Origin of the sequence: Roseateles oligotrophus (genome assembly GCF_025717515.1) — a bacterium.
Classification (GTDB): Bacteria; Pseudomonadota; Gammaproteobacteria; order Burkholderiales; family Burkholderiaceae_C; genus Paucibacter_A; species Paucibacter_A oligotrophus.
Window position 1 is genome coordinate 617,894 of record NZ_JAJIRN010000002.1, and the last position, 19,676, is coordinate 637,569.

Below are 19,676 nucleotides of genomic sequence, written 5' to 3' on the forward strand. Positions count from 1 at the left end.
AGCGTGGAACTGTGGCGCGCAGGCGTCGTGTTACGTTATTTAACATCGCGCGCTAAGGCCGCCCTCATGGGGGAGGCCCGCCAAACAAGCCTCCGTCCCAGCAAAACCCCCAATCGCCAAGTCTCACGGCCGCCCCCGACAATTGTCACAACAGCGCATCAGCCCTCCTCCCTTGACTTACACAACATCACCGAAGTCCAACGTTTCTTTGGCCAAGCCCTCACGGTCGCAGGGCAAGATGGCTCGCATGTTCAATTTCCTCGCCTTGGCTCCGATTGGCCTGATGGCCGCGGCACCTGGAGGCGCGGCGCCGCAGCCCTCTGCGCCCATGCCCACCGCCATCTCCGACAGTGCTACCGAGCTCAACGTCTTGCACTGGTGGACCTCCACCAGCGAACGAGCAGCGGCCGACCATGTGGCGGCCCGCATGGCCGAGCTAGGGCTGCGCTGGGTGGATGGCGCGGTGGCGGGCGGTGGCGGCGGGCCGGCGATCAAGGTGCTGAACGAGCGCACGCTGCGAGGCATGGCGCCCAAGGTCGCGCAACTGAACGGTCAAGCCACCATCGAATGGGCCGAGATGGGCCTGCTGCTGGAGCTGGACGGCGTCGCCAAGCGTCGGCAATGGGCGCGCACCATGTTCCCGCAGGTGATCGCGCAATTGAATGTGCGCGAGCATGTGGTGGCCGCCCCGCTGGGCATCCACCGCATCAACAATCTGTATCTGAACAAGGCCGTGTTTCGCCGCCTCAAGATCGAACTGCCGACGACTTGGGCGGGCTTGCAAAGCGCTGCGCTGGTGCTGCGGGCCGCTGGCGTTACGCCGGTCGCCTTCAGCGATGAGCCCTGGCAGGTGGCGACCGTGTTCGAGACCCTGTTGCTCGCTGAGGCCGGGCCGGCGCTGTACCGCAGGATGGTCGAGCAACGCGACCCGCAAGCCTTCAATGACGCCTCGGTGGAGCGTGCTTTTCAGCGCCTGCGGGATTGGCGCAATCTGGCGGCAGGCCCCGTCGAGCGGCCCTGGACGGCGCTGGTGGCCGACTTTGCCGCCGGCCGCTCCGCCATGCTGATCATGGGCGACTGGGCGCGCGGCGAGCTGGGCACGCTGGGGCTGGAGGGCGGGCGCGACTTTGCCTGCCAGGCGGTACCCGGCACCACCGGCGTGCATCAGTTCAGTATCGACACCCTGGCCATGCTGGCCGGCAATTACGCCGCCCAGGCCGAACAGGAAAAAATGGCCGAGCTGCTGGGCAGCGCGACCTTGCAGCTCGGCTACAACCGCATCAAGGGCTCGGTGCCGGTGCGTCGCGACGTACCGGTGGACGAGCTGGATTTATGCGCCCAACAGTCCTATCAACTATTCGCCAACCCGGCAACGGCGCGCGTGCCCAGCCTGGTGCACCGCATGGCCTTTGATGAGGTCGGCAAAAACGCTTTCATCGAAACCGTTCACCGCTTTGCGCTGGACCCCAAACAAACTCCCGCCGCTGCGCAGCGCAAATTGCAGGGTCTGCTGCGCGCGCTTGGCCCTAAATCCTTGAAGCCGACACCATGACCCGAACCATCTTGATCGTCGATGATGACCAGAAAATCCGCACCCTGCTGAAGACCTATCTGGAGAAGAACCAATACGAAGTCCGCCTGGCCCATGACGGCGCCAGCTTCCTGGCCGAGTTCGAGCGCTTCAAGGACGAGATCAGTCTGTGTATTCTGGACGTCATGCTGCCCGACACCGAGGGCTTCGCGCTGTGCCAGGCGGTGCGCAAGAGATCCGATGTGCCGGTCATCATGCTGACCGCCAGCGCGGACGAAACCGACCGCATCGTAGGTCTTGAGTTGGGCGCCGATGACTATATCGGCAAGCCCTTCAACCCGCGCGAGTTGCTGGCCCGCATCAAGGCCATCCACCGCCGCTCCGGCCAGGACCGGGGCCAGACCGCGCGCTACTTCCGCTTCAACGGTTTTTGTCTGGATATTCTCGAGCGCAGCCTGATCGACCCGACCGGGGAGACCTCGGCCTTGTCGGGCATGGACTTCCAACTGCTCAAACTTCTTGTCGAGCACCCCGGCGAGGTGCTGGACCGCAGCCGCCTGGCCGAAGTCACGCGCGGGCGCGACCTCGGCCCGCTCGACCGTTCGCTCGATGTGCAGGTCAGCCGCCTGCGCCAGCGCCTGCATGATGACGGCAAACAGCCGGCGCTGATCAAGACCGTGCGCGGCTCGGGTTATGTTTTTTCCACCACGGTCACGGCGGGCAATGCGCCGTGAGTTTGGGCCGTGGCATGACTTCGGGCACGATAGGCGGGCGCGGCTGGGCACAGCGCTTTATCGCCTTCTTGTTCGACAGCCTGCAGGGCCGCTTCGTGTTGGCCATGCTGGGCGGCTTGGTGCTGGTGCAGTTGCTGATCAATCTGCTCTGGTACAAGCAACTGGAGCAACGCACCACCCGTCAGACCGAACTGGCCGCACATTTTGTGGCCAGCGGCGCGCTCGGTGCGCTGCGGGCGCTGCGCGAGTTACCCGCGACCTACCGGCCGCTGCTGATCGAGCAACTGCGCACCATGGGCGGCACGCGGTTTCTGGTTTTCTTCAACAACGCCGAAGTGGCGGTGCAGCCCTTGCCCGATCAGGCGCTGGCTCGTTTGCTGGAGAGCCGGGTGCGGCAGGAGTTGCTCGGCCAGCTGCCGCCGGGCGCAAAACTGCGCGTCACCCTGGCCTCGCCGGTCGGGCTCAAGGTGGCGCCAAGCGGAGCCTTGCTGGCCGATCTGCCAGACAGCTGGGTCGACCCCTCGCTGCTGGACCTTGACCGCCCCGCCCCTTTCCTGGTGATTCAGGCGGAGACCGAGCCCGGCCAGTGGATGTACCTGAGCAGCGCCATGCCCGACCCCTACTTCTTGGAGCAGTTGGAGTTCTTCACCTGGCAGCGCATGGCGCCGCAGTTGCTGACCCTGGGGCTGGCCTTGCTGATGACCTTGATCACGGCGCGTGCCTTGACCAGCCCATTGCGAGGCCTCAGCCGGGCCGCAGCCAAGGTCGGTCGGCGCGCCAACCCCAAGCCCTTGACGGTGACCGGCACGGCCGAGGTCCGGCGGGCCATCGAAGCCTTCAACGAGATGCAAGAGCGCATCCGCCGCTATTTGAGTGACCGCGAGCGCCTGTTTGCCTCGATCTCACACGATCTGCGCACTCCCATCACCAGGCTGCGCTTGCGTAGCGAGTTACTTGACGACCTCGCCGTGCAGGATGAATTCCACGAAGACCTGGACGAGCTTGACATGATGGTCAAGACCGCGCTGCAGATCGTCAAGGACACCGATATCCACGAAAACCGGGTGCCGGTACGGATCGACCTGGTCTTGCAGAAAATGGTCCGCGACGCTCGCATGGCGGGTCAGCAGATCGACCTGGTCGAACAGCCCCTGACCGTCTTCGGCAAGCCCTTGGCGCTCAAACGCGCGCTCGGCAATCTGATCGATAACGCGATGTTCTATGGCGCCAATGCCGATCAACACAGGGCAGAACTGCTGATGAGCGAGGGCAAGATCGGCAGCCCCGAGGAAGGGCTGGTTTTGCTGACCGTGCGCGACTTTGGGCCCGGCGTGCCGGACAGCGCTTTGGCCAAGCTCGGCCAACCCTATACCCGCCTTGCCCATGGCGCCAAGATGCGCGAGGAAGGCTTGGGCCTCGGTCTGTCCATCGTGCGCGACATCGTCGCCGACCATGGCGGCGCGCTGCGCTTCAGCAATCATCCACAAGGCGGCTTCGAGGTGCGGGTAGCGCTGCCTCGCTATCCAAGTCAAGCCGCCAGCCCATTGACGACTCAGTAATGCAACAAGCTCCCCAAACAATCGTGATCGTCGGCGGCGGTACCGCCGGCTGGATGGCGGCCAACCTTTTGGCCCAGCAATGGGGCCGGCATGGCACGCAAATCACGCTGATCGAATCCAGCGAGATCGGCATCATCGGAGTCGGCGAAGGCTCCACGCCATATCTGCGGCAGTTTTTCAAGCGCCTCGGCATCGAGGAGCGCGAATGGATGCCGGCCTGCAACGCCACCTTCAAATGCGGCATCCGCTTCCCGGACTGGTCCACACAGCCTGGCTACGAGCAATATGTGCACCCCTTCTTCAACCAGGAAGACTTGCCGGTGGGGGGCGAGTTTTTCACCAATGCCTGCCTGCGCAGGCGCGGCAGCGCGGCGGATGCCAATCCGCAGGATTTCTTTATTGCGGCCGAGTTGGCGCGTCAACGCAAAGCGCCTTTCTATCTGCCTCGTGAAGACGGCAGCCCAAGCCCGCAGACCGACTACGCCTATCACTTTGACTCCGGTTTGCTCGGCGCTTTCCTGAAACAGCATGCATTCAAACTCGGTGTTAGACACCAGATCGATACGGTGGCGCGCGTCGACTTGTGCGAAAACGGCGACATTGCCCAATTGCAGATGGACAGCGGCGCGCTCGTCGGCGGCGACCTGTTCATCGATTGCAGCGGCTTCAGGGGACTGTTGATCAACGAAGCCTTGGGAGAGCCCTTTATCTCCTACAAGGACAAGCTCTTCAACGACCGTGCGATCGCGATTCCAAGCGCCCTGGATGAGTCGCAGGACATCCCGTCCGAGACCACGTCCACCGCGCTGCGCCATGGTTGGGTTTGGCAAATCCCGCTCAGCAGTCGCTATGGCAATGGCTATGTCTATGCTTCAGACTTCGTCAGCCCCGAGCAGGCCGAGATCGAACTGCGGCAGCATTTGGGCGCGGCCGTCGCCAATAGCGAAGCACGCCATTTGAAGATGCGGGTCGGCCGGGTTGAGCAGCATTGGCGCAATAACTGCTTGGGCGTTGGCTTGTCGCAGGGCTTCATCGAGCCGCTGGAAGCCACCGCCCTGATGCTGATTCAATTCTCGGTGGAGGTCTTCATCGACTTGATGGAACAGGGCGAATTCAGCCGCCGCCATCAAGCGCAGTTCAATCGGCACATCAACAAGATGTTCGAGGGGGTGCTCGATTACGTGGCGGCTCACTACCGGCTCAACACCCGCAGCGACAGCGATTACTGGCGAGCTAACCGCGAAAATCAGCAGATCTCGGACCGGCTGGCCAGCATTCTTGAGGTTTGGGATCAGGGCGGTGACTTCGAGGCCGAGCTGACGAGCCATGGCGATGCGCTGATGTATATCCGGCCGTCCTGGTACTGCCTATTGGCCGGCATGGGACGCTTCCCGGCGAACTTGCAAGCGTTCAAGCAACAGCAAGAAATACTGACCGGCGCGCAGGCTCGCAGCAAGCTTGAAAGCACCGCCAAGCGGTTTTTCGGCCACCGCGACTATTTGCGGTCCATGAAGTAAAGAAAAAGGCGGCCGGAGCCGCCTTTTTCAACACTTACTTCCAACTGCGCATCTTGTGCCCGTACAAGGCATAAAACAGAATCAACCCATAACAAGGCAGCATCATCCAATAGGCGGCTTGGGAGCTGCCCGCGTCGGCAAAGCGGCCATACAGCATGGGCAGCAAGGCGCCGCCGGCAATGCCCATGATGAGAATCGCCGAGCCGCTGGCCGTGTACTTGCCCAAACCTTCCAGCGCCAGCGGCCAAATCGACGGCCAGACCAGCGCATTGGCAAAGCCCAGCAAGGCCAGGAACATCACGGTATTCGGCACCACAGGCACACCGGCCCAACCCACCAAGGCTTGCGCAAGACCGGTATCGGTCGCCGAACTCAGCGCCACGCCGACGGTGAAAGCAATCCCGCTAACGGCCGACAAGAGCAGAGCCGCCATTTGCGACATGAGCTTCGGGATGGCCACCACGCCCAGCAAATAGCCCAGCACCATGAATCCCATCGTGTAGGAGGTTAGGACCGCAAAGTTCTGCACGCCCAACTGATGGCCATACAGACCAATCGTGTCGCCGGCAATCACCTCAACGCCGACATAGGCGAATAAAGCCAAGGCGCCCAACACCAGTTGAGGAAACTGCAACACGCCGTATTTGGTGACCGCTTGGCTCTGATCTTCTTTTTCCACCTTCAATTCCGGCAAGGAGGAGAAATGGATGATGACCATGAAGATCAGCAAACCGGCCGCCATCACGGCATAAGGGAAGACCAAACGCTCCGACAACTCACCGCGCAGCGCGGTCCTGCCGGCCTGATCCAATGCAGCGAGAGCCGCGTCGGAATACTTGTCCATGCCGGACAGAATCACCGCCGAAAACACCAGCGGCACGATGATGCCGGCACCCTTGTTGAACAAACCCATGATGCTGATGCGCATGGCCGCACTCTCACGCGAACCGATGCAAACAATATAGGGATTGATGGCGGTCTGCATCAAGGTCATGCCGGTCGCCAAGGTAAACAGCGCCAGCAAGAACAAACCGTAATAGCTCGACCTGGCGGCCGGAATAAACAGCAGCGCACCGACGGCCATAACGCCCAAGCCCGCCGTCATGCCATTCTTGTAGCCGATCCGGCTCAAGACCGCGGCCGAAGGCAGGGCCATCACCGTGTAGGCGATGTAGAAAGCGAAGGTGACCCAGAGCGCCTGGAAATTATTCAGATCGCAAACGATCTTCAGGAACGGGATCAGCGAGCCATTCAACCAAGTGGCGAAACCCAGGATAAAGAACAAGAGGCTGATGAACAGCATGGCGACCACCACATCCTTGGATGTCGATGGCCCCGCCGTTTGATTTTTTTGATTCATGACGGAGTCCAATTTACTTTGCCTTCATCGATACTTGAAAATTAGGCATAAGCCGGTGTCAAAAAAGCCTCCGGGGGGAGGCTTTTCTCTTTCATCAAAAGACCTGAAGAACCTCAGGTCCTATTGAATCGACACCGCTTAGAACTTGGCACGCAGGCCGACCGTATAGCGCGAGCCGTTCTCATAAATATCCAATGGCAAACCATCGGTCGTATTGCGTTTGACCACCTCATTGGTCAGATTCACAGCCGACGCGTACAGGCTGATCTTCGGTGTGATATCCCAACCGGCTGAGGCATCCCACTGACCATAGGCGCTCGTCACTGCCTGGCCGCCATCCGTCAGTTCGCCGTAGGACTTGTCACGGTAGTTGTAGGAGATACGCAAGCTGATGCCGTTTTGCTCATAGAAGGCGCTGGCATTCAACTGATTCTTGGAGTTGCCTGAAACCTTCAGAGCCGGCTTGCCATCCACCGAACCGGCTGTGGCATCGGTGTAGGTGTAATTGACCACCGAACCGAAGCCCGTGCGACCAAAAGGCTGTTGCCATTGCAGTTCAAGGCCATTGATCTTCGCGCCGTTATCCGCGTTATGCGGACGTTTGACTTGCAGATTGCCCTCCTGCTTCGTCGTGGTGTAGACAAAGGTATCCAGTTGCTTGGTGAACACCGTCGCCGACAACAGCGAAGCATCTGCGAAATACCATTCAGCGCCAAACTCAGCCTGATTTGCCAAGATCGGTTTCAACAATGGATTGCCTGCCGTCGCGCCATTGCCGGTTCCGTTGATTTCGGTGGTGGCGCTCAAATCGCTGTAGTTTTGGCGCGCCATTGCACGCGAGACGGCACCGCGCAAATAAAGATCCTTGCGCAGCTGATAGACACCGTTGAAATTGGGCAGCACATTGTTGTAGTTGTGAGCGACGCTGCCAATTGCATAGCCGGGCGTACCCGCCACGCCTTGATAGGCTTCCGAGGTTTGTTGTGTACGGACAAAGCGAACACCAAAATCACCGCGAAACTTGTCGATCACATAGTCGGCTTTGGCATAGGCGGCCGTGATCTTTTCGGAGATTTTGTAGTACTCCGGTGTGTATTGTTTATAGACAAAGCCCTTGGCATACATATCAAAGACTTTTTGTACCTTGCTGTCATCAACCCAAGCGTATTGGGTCAAAGAGCCAGCCGTCGCCGCAGCCTGACTCAACATGGGCGACGGGCCAGAAGAAATGTCGGCCAAGCTGATCGGCACCCAAGTGGCCTTGGTCGTATCGAAAGTCCCGATGGTGCGATTGTTTTTCACTTCCGCATCACGGAACTTGATGCCGACCTTGATGTCGTTGATGAAAGAGCCATTCAGGTCATAGGTCAAATCGGCCTGAGCATAGTTCTCCTTGCTCTCCATTTTGCGAACCCAGTCACGCGGCGAAGAGCCGCTCATTGGGCTTGCCAAAGCCAGCGTCATCGCCTTTGGATCAAGTGGATTCAAACCGAGGTACTTCCACTCAAATTGGTCTTTAGCGAGACTGAGGACGGCCTGACCCTGCCCGGCGGCATTGAGGAAAGGCAGGTTGCGGTCGTGGTCGCTGCCGCCCTCTGCCTTGGTGCTGCCAACTTGGCCATGAAGCTGCCAGCCATTGCCAGAATAAGTACCATCTAGATCCAACACGCTAGAGCGAATAAAGGACTCGCGATAGATGGGCTCAAAGGCCGCAGTTCCATTTTGAAGGGTGCCGCCCACCAAAGACTGCTTACCGTCCGAAGTCGAAATGAACTTGGGGTCGGTCACGTTGATTTTTCCTGTGCCGGCCAAGTCATCGGCGCCTGTCCCCAGGAACAGATAGTTCTGGTTGCTGTTATTCATCTTCATGTCTGAATTCAGATAATTCAGAACAATGTCGGCCTCGCGGACCGGCTTGAATTCCAAGGTCGCAGTAGCGGTCGTGCGCTCACGATCTTGGCGGAAGATCGCAGACCCGCCACCCCAAGGCGCGTAAGGCGCCTTGGTGACCGCACCCTTTTGGTCCACGACGTCAACATAGCTGCAGCTGCACAGGAAATTCTCCAAGCCGTCGCGGCGCAAGGTGCGCTTTTGCTCGCTCAGCGCCAACAGAACGCCGAAGGTTTTGCCTTCATTCTTCCAGTTCAACAAACCGGCAAATTGCGGATCGGTCTTACCGGGCAGCTTGCTATAGGTTGCCTCAACGGAACCTTGCGCAGTGAACTGATCCTTGAAGCTCAAGGGCTTGCGGGTTTTGACGTTCACCAAGCCGCCGATGCTGCCTTCATCGAGGTCGGCCATCGGGCTCTTGTAGACATCCAGGCTACCGATCACTTCCGACGGCAGGACGTCGTAGTTGAAGCCACGGCTTTGCTTGTCATTCTTCCACCAGTAAGCCGAAGAGACAGACTGACCATTCAACTGGGTCATGTTCAGGTTCTTGTCGGTGCCGCGTACAAAAATATCGCGACCCTCACCCCAAGTTCTATCCACCGAAATGCCAGGCACTCGCTGCAGCGAGTCTGCAACGTTCTTGTCCGGGAACTTACCCACATCTTCGGCCGAGATCGAATCGATGATGGCGGAGGACTCCCGCTTTTCCACGATGTTCTTGTTCAGCGTCGCGCGAATCCCGCGAATCTCAACCGTTTCCAGCTCGGCATTCTTGCTGGCGGCGGCCGTCGACGCGGCTGCCGCCTGAGGGGCTTCATCGGCGGCGCTGGCGTTGTGGAACGCCGTAGCGCCCAACATCAGGCTGATAAGGCTGGGCAGAAGTTTCTGCTTGAAAACTGGCTGGGACATGTTTGACTCCGTTTGAATTTGTAGACGAAGGGATTTGGATAAATCTGTTCGAGGCCGCAATTTAGCGGCTCAAGCGGGCTTTGGAGCGCGCCGTTGCGTTTTGTTGGACTTCATTGCACGCAAGTTACAAAGCAAGCCGGCCACGCAAGATTGGGGCCGCCGCCAGCTCGGGTAGACCCTGATCTCCCGATCAGAATCCACCCGTTTTCAGACGCCGATCAGAGCGACGGCGCGGGCACCACGGTGGCCGAACATTCGCCAAAACCGATCCGGCGTGCGCCTTCCCTAACTGCAAAGGCGCGCAGGCTGACGCAGTCGCCGTCGGCCAAGAATGCACGCGTCTCGCCGTTAGGCAAAGTGAGGCTTTGCTTGCCGCCGTTTGACAGCTCCAACATCGACCCGCCCTCGCTGGCTTCGGGGCCGGACTGGGTGCCGGTGCCCAACAAATCACCCGGCTGCAGATTGCAACCATTGCTGGCGTGATGGGTCAGCATCTGCGCCAGGGTCCAATACGCATGCTTGAAGTTGCTGCGCATCAGGCGCGTGGCGGGCTCGCCGGCGGTGCGCATCGCCTCGGTCTGCAGCCAGACCTCCAGCTCGATCTCGTAGCCGCCCTCGCTGCGGTTTTTGTCCGAATCGAGATAAGGCAGCGGCTGCGGGTCGCTGGCCGGATGCGCAAAGGCAATCCGGAACGGCTCCAGCGCGTCCATCGAGACGATCCAGGGCGAGATCGTGGTGGCGAAGTTCTTGGCCAGGAAGGGGCCCAGCGGCTGGTATTCCCAACCCTGCATATCGCGCGCCGACCAGTCGTTCAGCAGCGTGACGCCGAACATATGCTCGTCCGCCTCAGCCATAGGGATGGGCTCACCGAGTTCATTGCCGCCGGCCACAAACAGGCCCAGCTCCAACTCATGGTCGAGCCGCTTGCAGGCCGCGCGCACCGGCGCTTCGGCGCCCGGCGGCATCAGCTGACCCAAGGGGCGGCGCACCGTGCTGCCACTGACCCCAATCGAGCTGCTGCGGCCGTGATAGCCAATCGGCACCCATTTGTAGTTGGGCAGTAATGGGTTATCCGGACGGAACAACTTGCCGACCGTGGTGGCATGGTGAATGCCGGTGTAGAAGTCGGTGTAATCGCCGATGCGGCAGGGCACGGCCATCTGCGCCTGGGCTTGCGGCAGCAGGCAGGCGGTCAGTGCGGCCTGCTGCTTGGAGCCTTCCAGCAGCGCATCGAACAAGGCATGGCGCAATTGCCGGCGTTTGGCGGCGGATTGGGCCATGAAGCTGTTCAGATCGCCGTCGGCCAAGGGTTGCAACAAGACCTGCACGGCCGAGCTCCAGCGCCCTGCCGCTGCGGCTAGGCGCAGGTCAAGGATCTGGTCGCCGATGGCGATGCCGACGCGGGCGTTCTCGTTCGAGCCTGCGCGGCGGAACAGGCCATAGGGCAGGTTCTGCAAGGGGAAGTCGCAATCCGGAGCGATGGGCGCATTGGCGCTGGCGACCCAGCTCTGCGCGTCCGGGTTGTGGGTATGGTCAAGCAGGCTCATGGATTTATTCCTGGAAGTTATCGGTCAAAGTTGTCAGTCAAACCGTCCCAACAGGCGGCGTAATTGGCTTCAAGTGCGCCGCCCTGCAGCGCGAATTCGGTCGGCAACAAGCGCCAGCGGGTTTCGAACATAAAGGCCAAGGTGTTGTCGAGCTTGTGCGGCGCCAACTCAACATTGGAGGCCTTGCTGAAGGCCTCGGTGTCGGGGCCATGCGGCACATAGGCATTGTGCAGGCTGGAGCCGCCGGGCTTGAAGCCCTCGGGCTTGGCGTCGTACTGGCCCAGCACCAGGCCCATGTATTCGCTCATCACATTGCGGTGATACCAGGGCGGACGGAAGCTGTCCTCGGCCACCATCCAGCGCGGCGGGAAGATCACGAAGTCGCAATTGGCCCAGCCGGCGGTGTCCGACGGCGAGGTCAAGACGGTGAAGATGCTCGGATCGGGGTGATCAAAGGAGATCGAACCGATTGTCATGAAGTGCTTGGTGTCGTACTTGTACGGCGTCAGGTTGCCATGCCAGGCAACCACATTGAAGGGGCTGTGCTGCTGCTGCGCGCGCCACAGGCTGCCGCCGTACTTCTTGACGATCTCGTAAGCACCCGGCGCGGCCTCGAAGGCGGCCACCGGGGCCAAGAAATCCCGCGCATTGGCCAAGCCGTTGGAGCCGATCGGGCCCAACTCGGGCAGGCGGAAAGCGGCACCGTAGTTCTCGCAGATATAGCCGCGCGCCGGGCCGTCCACGCCAATCTTGAAGGCCATGCCACGCGGCAGCAAGGCGATCTCGCCGGGCGCCACTTCCAGCAGACCCAACTCGGTCGTGATGGTCAGCACACCTTGCTGCGGCACGATCAGCATCTCGCCGTCGGCATTGATAAAAGCGCGGCGCTCCATGCTCTGGTTGGCCACATACAAATGCGTGGCGATGCCCATCTGCGCATCCGGATCGCCGTTGACGGCCATCGTGCGCAGGCCGTCGATGAAGTCGGTAGGCTCGGCCGGCATGGCGATCGGGGCCCAGCGCAAGGGGTCGGGTGGCGAGACCTGACCCTCACGCGCGCCGCTGCGCAAAAAGGCATGGGCCAGCGGCTGGAAACCTCCGACCACCACCGAGGGCTGGCGGCGATACAGCCAGCTGCGCAGATTCTCATTGCGCGGCGCGGTGAAGGCGCTGCCGGACAGCAGTTCGGCGTAAAGGCCATGCGTCACTTTCTGCGGGCTGTTGCGTCCGATCGGCAGGCTGCCTGCGACGGCCTCGCTCTGGTGTTGATTGCCGAAACCGGCCAGGTAGTTCAAGTCAGTCATAAGACACTCAAGTTGGAATATTCGAAGTGGACAAGGTCCGAGTCGACCGGGCGGTGACTCACACGCCTTCCAGCGCCTTCCACATGGCCACATCACGCTCGGCCGTCCAGATGCTCGGATCGGCGTGACCGCTGGCCTCGTCAAAAGCACGTGTCACATCAAAGGGCATGCAATGGGCAAAGATAACCCAATGGCCATAGCTTTCAGCCAAGCGCGCATAGGTGGCGCGGTAGACCGCATTCAAATCTTGGCCCGCCTCGGCACCGGCCTTGACGCTCGCGTACAACTCGCTGACAAAGGCCCGCGTGCCTTGCAGGCCGGCCGCCACTTGTTCGGCCGTTTGCAAGGCGGCGCCTCGGCCGGGCACCAGCTTGGCGGGATTCAACGCCGCCAGCCGGTCCAAGGTGGCCGGCCAGTCTTGAAAATAGGCATCACCGGCATAAGGGGTGGCGTCAAATTCGACCAAGTCGCCGGAGAACAAAACCCGGTCTTGTGGCAACCAGACCACCGTGTCGCCCTTGGTGTGGCCTCGTCCGAGTTGCAAGATCTGCACTTCCAACTTACCCAGCCACAGCGTCATCTTGCCGCTGAAGGTCAGGGTCGGCCAAGTCAAACCCGGCGGCACCGACTCCACATTGCTGAACAGGCGCGGGAAGCGGCCGATCTCGCTCGCCTTGTCCTGCTCGCCCCGCTCGACGATCAGGTCATAGGTGTCTTGACTGGCAATGATTTGCTCGCAGCCCTCGGCCATATAGGCCGAAGCCCCCAACACACGCACCGCGTGATAGTGGCTCAAGAGCACATATTTGATCGGCTTGTCGCTGACTTCGCGAATCTGCCGGATCACGTCGGCCGCCATCACCGGCGTGGCCTGCGTGTCGATCACCATCACCGCATCGTCGCCAATCACGATGCCGGTGTTGGGATCACCCTCGGCCGTGTAGGCATAGGCGTGCTCGGACAGCTTGTCGAAGCTCACTCGCTTGACCTCCAAGTCGGCCTGGGAAGCGAAGGTCTTGTTGCTTGGGGTCATATGGGGCTTGAAAATGAGGCGAAAGGGGCTCGGATGCTGAATGTACGCGGAAGAGACACTGATCCTGGCCGCCGATTTGTCAGGCCAAGCATTTAACCAAAGTCAAATTGATTTGTCCATGGCGAATTTTCACAACAAGGCGGCTTTGCGCCAGCGATGAATATTCGGTTCTAATGCCCAACCATGACGAGCACAGCCATTCCATCGACAGATATCAATGAGCGCGGAGGCCCGCGCGGCATTCAAAGCATCGAAGTCGGCGGCCAATTGCTGTTGGCCCTCGTGCATCAGGGGCGCCCCTTGGCACTCAAGGATTTGGCTCGTGAAGCCGCCATGGCGCCCGCCAAGGCTCACCCGTATTTGGTCAGTTTTATCAAACTGGGCTTGGTCGAACAAGAAGCAGCAAGTGGTCGCTATGGCTTGGGGCCGCTGGCGCTGCAACTTGGCCTGATCAGTCTGCAGCAATACGATCCAGTGCGACTGGCGACACCGCGCATCGAAGAGTTGGCCGCGCAACTGGGTCACACGGTCGCGATTTCAGTTTGGGGTAGCCGGGGGCCAACGATTGTGCGCGTGGCCGAGGCACCCAGCCCCGTTCACATCAGCATGCGGCACGGGACTGTGATGAGCCTCAGGGGCACCGCATCGGGACGACTATTTGCCGCGCACCTACCCCGAGAAATCGTGCTGGCCGCCCTGGCGACGGAAGCAACCCTGCAACAGGCCGGGGCGGCGCCGAAAATTGACGCACAACTAGCCGCCTTGCTGGCCACAGCGCGTGCGGACGGTATCGCCAGCGCACAAGATGATGTCCTGCTTGGTGTCAGCGCCCTTGCAGCACCGGTCTTCGATGACCAAGGGCGCATGGTGCTGAGCCTGGCCTCCATAGGCCCGACCGGCAGCTTTGATTTGAGCCTGAAAGGCGACATTGCTATGGCGCTGAAACGAGCCGGCACGGAGTTATCGCGTCAGTTGGGCTGGCGCGAGCAGACGCAAGCCTGATCTCGGCCTGCGTGCGGCCCAGTGCTACTGGCGCAGCTTGGACAATATGGCTGCCTCATCGCCCGCACCATAGAAATGTGGGTAGAACGAGCGTGTCACTGCCGTACTGGACGCGCTGCCGCCCAAGGCGCGGATCTGTTCGGCCATGTATGACAAGTCAATTGCCATCAAGACCGCCGGTGCGTTGACGCGTAGATTGAGTCTGGCTTCGGCGCAAACCTTGAAACCCAACATACGCCGGTAGAACGCTACGTGCCGAGGATTGACCTCAATCACCGCCAACTCAGCCCCTCCCAAGCGATGGGCATGCAAATAGGCCAAGTGAAACAAACGCCCAAGCAAGGACTTGCTGTCGTTGACATATTGATCCAGCGCCAAGCGGCTGAACTCGCACATGCGCTGACCACGAGACCGCAGCTCACACAGCTCGGGAGCAAATACCGTATCGGCATTCAGCCCTTGCGCCGAATCGTATCGGACGGCAATCGTACCCACCGTAGCCGGACCTTCAAAGGCCGAACAAACCACCACCGACCCATCAGCATGGGTGCTGAGATCACTGCTGATGTAGCCACGCTCAGCGTAGCGCCTTGCCACCAAACCATGAGCATCTGGGTAATGCCAAGCCTCAGCGGTGCGAATTGCCGGACCGATAGCAAGCTGCGAAGGTAGCCCAAAGGAGCCGGAATTCATATACATCATCAATCCTCGTGTCAATCACCCGCCTCGGGGTGAAAACTGCAACGATGCGAGTCTATCGAAATACTTGTGACAAATTCACGCCGAAACAGACCGTTACGATTGAAAACCGATGCCCAAGGGAAACTCCCAGGTAGAACCTAGGGATAAAACAAGCGCATTTGTCGCGCCTTGATACAGGCCGCGAACATGGTTCTTCCGAATAGACCCGACCCAATCGGCGATGCCTCGAGAACCGCTTTTGAAGTTGCCACAACGCCTTTCTTGCGCAAGCCAAGGCAACACTCCTCCTGCGACCCAAACTAGGCATGCAGAAACGACGACGAGCCCGCTCCCGAAGACTCGTCAGAACTCAAATGCCAAGCCCCGAAAAGGGCCTCAATTCAAGTGGCAATCAGACTGCAGCGCTGGCTTCCTGGCTCGCCAAGCGATTCATATTGCCCATCGAGACACGGTGCATCTCCAGCAAGGACAGCAAGCCATTGCGATGCAACTCAACCACCTTGGCATCGGCCAATTCGGCCAGCTTTTGCTCATCCACGGCCAAGAAGCCTTCGACATCGATTTTCTCGCCGCTGGCCAAGGTCGCCTCGAAACGCATATCGCGCAACAGGTCCAGCTCCACCAGCATCTGGCAGAAGGCCCGCGTACGCTCGGACTCTTGCTCGAAGTTTTCCAGGAAGGTCTTGGCATTCAGCAAGAACTCGGTCGGCTGGCCATCGGCGGCGAACAAGGAGGTGCCTTCGGTCTCAGAGAAACCGGCCCATTCGCTGTCAAAACACACGGCGATGGTGTCGGAGTCTTGCTCCAGGCGAGCCATCGCGAAGGGGTAACGGCGCAGATAGGCGGGCACGTAATTGCCGGTCCATTTGCCTTCCTTGAGGAACAGGTTGCTGGCCGGCTTCAGGCCCAACACGGCCAAAGGTGCGACCACGGGCTTGGCCCCCTCGGCCGGCGGCTCGCCCACGCGGACGAACACGATGGGGTACTCCTTGCAGGCTTCAGCGAACTCCACCACGGCCAGGAACAAGGAGTTCATGCCCTTCACGCGGTCCAGCGTCGGCAGTTCCGTATTGAGGCGCAGATTCTTATGCGCAACTCGGTCCAACGGCGTCAAATTGCCATACAACATAGGGCTTGCACTCATTTTTCACTCTCTCCATCTACGGTCAGACGACTGACCAACACTTTGTCAACACGCTTGCCATCCAGGTCCACGACCTCGAATCGCCAAGCATTCCACTCCACCACATCGGCCGTACGCGGCAAACGCCCCAGCAGCAGCATCACCATGCCGGCCAGGGTGTTGTAGCGCCCACGATCCTCCTCGGGTAGCTCTTTCAGCTCCAGGCGGTCCTTCAACTCAGGGACCGGAATCAGGCCATCCAATAGCCAACTCCCATCCTCGCGCTGTACCGCCCAGGCATCACCATCACCGGGCGCATTGAACTCGCCCGCGATTGCTTCCAACACGTCGCGCACCGAGATCACTCCCTGCACCTCGCCGTACTCATCCACGACAAATACCAAGGGCGCATCCGAGACCCGGAACTGCTCCAGCAACTCCATGCCCGAAAGCGTCTCGGGCACGAATACCGGCACCTCCAAATCCTCGGACAAGGACAAGGGCGCACCACTCAATGCCCGCTGCAAGAGCACCTGCGCCGACACGATGCCCAGCACTTCGTTCAAACCTTCACGGCAGACCGGATAGCGGCTGTAGCCATGGCCGCGCAAGACTTCCAACACCTGTTGCGGCGTGTCGGTGACATCGAGCCAAGCAATTTCGCCACGAGGAATCATCATCGAGCCGATTTCGCGCTCATCCAGCCTGAACACATTGCGCACCATCTGATGCTCATGCTCTTCGATCACGCCGGCCTCACGGCCTTCGTCCAAACTGGCGGCAATTTCTTCCTCGGTCACACCGCGCTGGACCCGCCCGCCCTGCCCCATCAGGCCCAAAATAGTCTCGGTACTGAAGCTCAAAAATTTCACCAAAGGTCGAGCCGCCGCAGACAAAAAATTCATCGCCGGAGCGACTCGTCGGGCGACAGTTTCCGGGTAGATCTGGCCAATCCGCTTGGGCACCAGTTCGCCGAATATGATGGTCACGATGGTGATGATCATCACCACCATGGCCGTCGCCGCGATCTCAACCGCCCGGTCATGCAGGCCGAATTTTTCACCCAGCCAATGCGCCAAAGGTCCCGAAAAGGCAGCGTCGCCGACGATGCCGTTCAACACCCCGATCGAAGTGATACCGACCTGCACCGTCGAAAGAAACTTGGTCGGGTTGTCGTGCAGGTCCATGGCTGCACGAGCCCCGGGTTCCCCTGCTTCTACCAATACTTGCAACCTTGCCTTGCGGCTGGCCGACAAAGCCATTTCCGACATCGCAAAGAAAGCATTCAAGAACAGCAGGAAGATAAGTAAGGCAGTATCCATTGGGGGCGCAAAGGGTTAACCCTCGATATGCGCGTACAAAAAGCAAGAGGCCGCAAGCGTAGCAGAAGGCCATGACGATGGAAGCCGCACAATCCCGATATGAATTATTTGATTGGTGACTTGCAAGGCTGCTGCGACGCACTCGAACGGCTGCTGGCCAAAATTGATTTCTCCCCCTCACGCGACCATATCTACCTGCTCGGTGATTTGGTCAACCGGGGGCCCGCCTCACTGGCCACGCTGCGACTATTGATTGGCCTAGAGGGCTCGGCCACCTGTCTGCTGGGCAATCATGACCTTCATCTGCTGGCAATTGCGCATGGCAGCAAGAAAGCCCACCGAAGCGATACCGCTCAGGACATCCTCGAGGCCCCGGACAGCGGCGCCCTCTTGAATTGGCTGCGCCAGCAGCGCATGGCCTGCTATGAGCAAGGCTGGTTGATGGTGCATGCGGGCGTGCTGCCGCAGTGGACGCGGGAACAAACGCTGGCCCTGGCCGGCGAACTCGAGGCGGTACTGCGCGGCCCGAACTGGGGTGACTTTATCCAGCAGATGTATGGCAATGAGCCAGCGAGTTGGCGGGACGATCTGGGTGGCACAGCAAGATTGCGCTGCGTCGTCAACGCCCTGACCCGTTTGCGTTTTGTTGACGCCGTAGGGCAGATGGATTTCAAAACCAAGGACGGCGCCGATGATGCGCCGCCCGGCCATCTGCCTTGGTTTGATGTGGCAGGCCGACGCACCGCCGGTGTGCCGATCGCGTTTGGTCATTGGTCGACGCTTGGGTTGCTGCACCGACCCGACTTGCTTGCGCTGGACACCGGCTGCGTCTGGGGTGGGCGCCTCACGGCGGCGAGGGTTGAAAACGGGCAGTGCTTAGAGTTGATTTCGGTGAAATGCGAACAAGCTCAAAAGCCGGGCTAGAATCACGCCCTTGCTCCGGGCAATGAATTGAAAACGATTCAGGGTTGAAGCAGCAAAAAAGTTACAGGAAGCAAGGCCTAGCGGTTTAAGGCACCGGTCTTGCTCAATCGACGCTTTGGCGGCGATTGCGCAGAAGCTCATATCGCGACAGCGATGTGAGCGCAGGCAAAACCGGCGATCTGTCGCTGGCACAGTTGAATTGAAAGTTACAGGAAGCTTGGCCGAGCGGTTTAAGGCACCGGTCTTGAAAACCGGCGAGGGTTTATCCCCTCCGTGAGTTCGAATCTCACAGCTTCCGCCAAAAATACAAAAATGCGACCATTGGTCTGTGACTTAAACCTAATCCTTGCATCGAATGCAAGGATTAGGTTTATTTCGCATGTGCAAGTCCAAGGTTAAATAAGCATATTTGGACCCCTAGGCCCTGGTAGCGTTCACCGCCCCAGAAGAACCTCTGTGCCACACCATGTCCAGGCATTGCGAGCAACTTGGCCCGCATAGGACTTGTGGCTACACGTATCGTTACCCATACCTTCTCTGAAAAGACAGGCTATGGCATCAACGTGTGATGCGCCACATTTTGTTTTCTACAAAGTGGGCTAAGCGAGCGGAGCGCCCAACTTCTTTTCGCCAAGCAAACACCTATGGGCTGCAGATTTACCAATTGGCCTGTTGCTGGAACAAGCAGGAGTTGCTAAGTTCAGGCTCACAAGCTTTCGCATCCAAGGCCAGCAGTTTGATCCCAAGCCTGCGCTGCAAAGCTGCCCATCGAGGACGTCGAGTGGCCTTCTGAAAGTATCGCGCGCGGTGTATGGCCAGTCTTGCTCTACGATTGGCGCTCATCTGCAGATCGCAATTGTGCCGTTAACCATAATTTGGCCGTTTGGTCACGTTATGCTTGATTTGCCGATGGGCCACGTTTTGCTTTTTCATCAAAGCGTGGTATGGGCTTTTACAAGTAGGAGTGGGAGGCACAAGGCATGCGTTTTCGGCCGGAACCTCCCTAATTCGCTCAGTCAGAGTGGATTGGCTTCAGTCAGACTTAGCAATGCATCATCTGCGCAGTGAGGCAGCCTACGGGCTGCCAGCATGCGCCTTAAGAGGGTGCGCAACGAACGCCGTCGATGCCCTGAAACTTGGGCGAATCGAAGTGAACTTATCCCCGCAAGTCGTCAACAAACTCTGACGAAGGCTCGGCGCTGGTGACGAGCAGACG

14 protein-coding genes and 1 tRNA gene are annotated in these 19,676 nt (G+C 59.7%); 7 read left to right on the forward strand and 8 right to left on the reverse strand.

Annotated elements, in window-relative coordinates:
- Positions 1-247 precede the first annotated feature (247 nt).
- From LNV07_RS06035 to LNV07_RS06050, 4 genes are read left to right on the forward strand one after another with little or no spacing between them, the layout of a single operon-like run.
- Complete coding sequence (locus tag LNV07_RS06035; RefSeq protein ID WP_263570263.1) at positions 248-1,552, forward strand: ABC transporter substrate-binding protein; 1,305 nt, start codon at positions 248-250, stop codon at positions 1,550-1,552.
- A complete protein-coding gene (locus LNV07_RS06040; RefSeq protein ID WP_263570264.1) occupies positions 1,549-2,265 on the forward strand; it encodes a response regulator in 717 nt (238 codons plus the stop codon). The genes LNV07_RS06035 and LNV07_RS06040 overlap by 4 nt, the downstream gene beginning before the upstream one ends.
- Entirely contained in the window at positions 2,262-3,824 is a 1,563-nt protein-coding gene (locus LNV07_RS06045; RefSeq protein ID WP_263570265.1) for an ATP-binding protein, read from the forward strand. The genes LNV07_RS06040 and LNV07_RS06045 overlap by 4 nt, the downstream gene beginning before the upstream one ends.
- Positions 3,824-5,341: a tryptophan halogenase family protein gene (locus tag LNV07_RS06050; RefSeq protein ID WP_263570266.1), complete on the forward strand. Its 1,518-nt coding sequence runs from the start codon at positions 3,824-3,826 to the stop codon at positions 5,339-5,341. The genes LNV07_RS06045 and LNV07_RS06050 overlap by 1 nt, the downstream gene beginning before the upstream one ends.
- A gap of 34 nt (positions 5,342-5,375) precedes the next feature.
- On the opposite strand, the gene LNV07_RS06055 is transcribed toward LNV07_RS06050, so the two are convergent.
- The 5 genes from LNV07_RS06055 to LNV07_RS06075 all read right to left on the reverse strand — a co-directional run bounded on the left by LNV07_RS06055 (position 5,376) and on the right by LNV07_RS06075 (position 13,387).
- Positions 5,376-6,701 (reverse strand): sugar MFS transporter, encoded by a 1,326-nt coding sequence (locus LNV07_RS06055; protein ID WP_263570267.1) that lies wholly within the window; start codon positions 6,699-6,701, stop codon positions 5,376-5,378.
- Positions 6,702-6,839: 138 nt separating this feature from the next.
- On the reverse strand, positions 6,840-9,503 hold the full coding sequence (locus tag LNV07_RS06060; RefSeq protein ID WP_263570268.1) for a TonB-dependent receptor: 2,664 nt from the start codon (positions 9,501-9,503) through the stop codon (positions 6,840-6,842).
- Between the two features lie 218 nt (positions 9,504-9,721).
- Complete coding sequence (gene fahA / locus LNV07_RS06065) at positions 9,722-11,050, reverse strand: fumarylacetoacetase (RefSeq protein ID WP_263570269.1); 1,329 nt, start codon at positions 11,048-11,050, stop codon at positions 9,722-9,724.
- 17 nt (positions 11,051-11,067) lie between these two features.
- A complete protein-coding gene (gene hmgA, locus LNV07_RS06070; protein ID WP_263570270.1) occupies positions 11,068-12,354 on the reverse strand; it encodes a homogentisate 1,2-dioxygenase in 1,287 nt (428 codons plus the stop codon).
- 58 nt (positions 12,355-12,412) lie between these two features.
- The gene (locus LNV07_RS06075) at positions 12,413-13,387 is read right to left on the reverse strand and encodes an MBL fold metallo-hydrolase (protein ID WP_263570271.1); all 975 of its coding nucleotides are present in this window, start codon (positions 13,385-13,387) and stop codon (positions 12,413-12,415) included.
- Positions 13,388-13,570: 183 nt separating this feature from the next.
- Here LNV07_RS06075 and LNV07_RS06080 point away from each other — a divergent pair, with 183 nt between their 5' ends.
- Positions 13,571-14,389 (forward strand): IclR family transcriptional regulator, encoded by an 819-nt coding sequence (locus LNV07_RS06080; protein ID WP_263570272.1) that lies wholly within the window; start codon positions 13,571-13,573, stop codon positions 14,387-14,389.
- Between the two features lie 24 nt (positions 14,390-14,413).
- Here LNV07_RS06080 and LNV07_RS06085 read toward each other — a convergent pair whose 3' ends face one another.
- The 3 genes from LNV07_RS06085 to LNV07_RS06095 form a co-directional block, all read right to left on the reverse strand.
- Complete coding sequence (locus LNV07_RS06085; RefSeq protein ID WP_263570273.1) at positions 14,414-15,088, reverse strand: N-acyl amino acid synthase FeeM domain-containing protein; 675 nt, start codon at positions 15,086-15,088, stop codon at positions 14,414-14,416.
- A gap of 394 nt (positions 15,089-15,482) precedes the next feature.
- Positions 15,483-16,235, reverse strand: coding sequence for a SapC family protein (locus LNV07_RS06090; protein ID WP_263570274.1), 753 nt, complete (start codon positions 16,233-16,235; stop codon positions 15,483-15,485).
- Positions 16,232-17,536 carry a hemolysin family protein gene (locus tag LNV07_RS06095; RefSeq protein WP_263570275.1) on the reverse strand — a complete coding sequence of 435 codons (1,305 nt, stop codon included), beginning with the start codon at positions 17,534-17,536 and terminating at the stop codon, positions 16,232-16,234. Before LNV07_RS06095 ends, LNV07_RS06090 begins: the two co-directional genes overlap by 4 nt.
- A gap of 99 nt (positions 17,537-17,635) precedes the next feature.
- Here LNV07_RS06095 and LNV07_RS06100 point away from each other — a divergent pair, with 99 nt between their 5' ends.
- On the forward strand, positions 17,636-18,460 hold the full coding sequence (locus LNV07_RS06100; RefSeq protein ID WP_263570276.1) for a symmetrical bis(5'-nucleosyl)-tetraphosphatase: 825 nt from the start codon (positions 17,636-17,638) through the stop codon (positions 18,458-18,460).
- 211 nt (positions 18,461-18,671) lie between these two features.
- Positions 18,672-18,761: transfer RNA gene (locus tag LNV07_RS06105), tRNA-Ser, on the forward strand.
- The last annotated feature ends 915 nt before the right edge of the window (positions 18,762-19,676 follow it).

Coding starts and splice junctions, on each gene's coding strand:
- LNV07_RS06035 (WP_263570263.1), top strand. CDS start 248: ATGTTCAATTTCCTCGCCTTGGCTCCGATTGGCCTGATGGCCGCGGCA.
- LNV07_RS06040 (WP_263570264.1), top strand. CDS start 1,549: ATGACCCGAACCATCTTGATCGTCGATGATGACCAGAAAATCCGCACC.
- LNV07_RS06050 (WP_263570266.1), top strand. CDS start 3,824: ATGCAACAAGCTCCCCAAACAATCGTGATCGTCGGCGGCGGTACCGCC.
- LNV07_RS06055 (WP_263570267.1), bottom strand. CDS start 6,701: ATGAATCAAAAAAATCAAACGGCGGGGCCATCGACATCCAAGGATGTG.
- LNV07_RS06060 (WP_263570268.1), bottom strand. CDS start 9,503: ATGTCCCAGCCAGTTTTCAAGCAGAAACTTCTGCCCAGCCTTATCAGC.
- fahA (WP_263570269.1), bottom strand. CDS start 11,050: ATGAGCCTGCTTGACCATACCCACAACCCGGACGCGCAGAGCTGGGTC.
- hmgA (WP_263570270.1), bottom strand. CDS start 12,354: ATGACTGACTTGAACTACCTGGCCGGTTTCGGCAATCAACACCAGAGC.
- LNV07_RS06075 (WP_263570271.1), bottom strand. CDS start 13,387: ATGACCCCAAGCAACAAGACCTTCGCTTCCCAGGCCGACTTGGAGGTC.
- LNV07_RS06080 (WP_263570272.1), top strand. CDS start 13,571: ATGACGAGCACAGCCATTCCATCGACAGATATCAATGAGCGCGGAGGC.
- LNV07_RS06085 (WP_263570273.1), bottom strand. CDS start 15,088: ATGTATATGAATTCCGGCTCCTTTGGGCTACCTTCGCAGCTTGCTATC.
- LNV07_RS06090 (WP_263570274.1), bottom strand. CDS start 16,235: ATGAGTGCAAGCCCTATGTTGTATGGCAATTTGACGCCGTTGGACCGA.
- LNV07_RS06095 (WP_263570275.1), bottom strand. CDS start 17,536: ATGGATACTGCCTTACTTATCTTCCTGCTGTTCTTGAATGCTTTCTTT.
- LNV07_RS06100 (WP_263570276.1), top strand. CDS start 17,636: ATGAATTATTTGATTGGTGACTTGCAAGGCTGCTGCGACGCACTCGAA.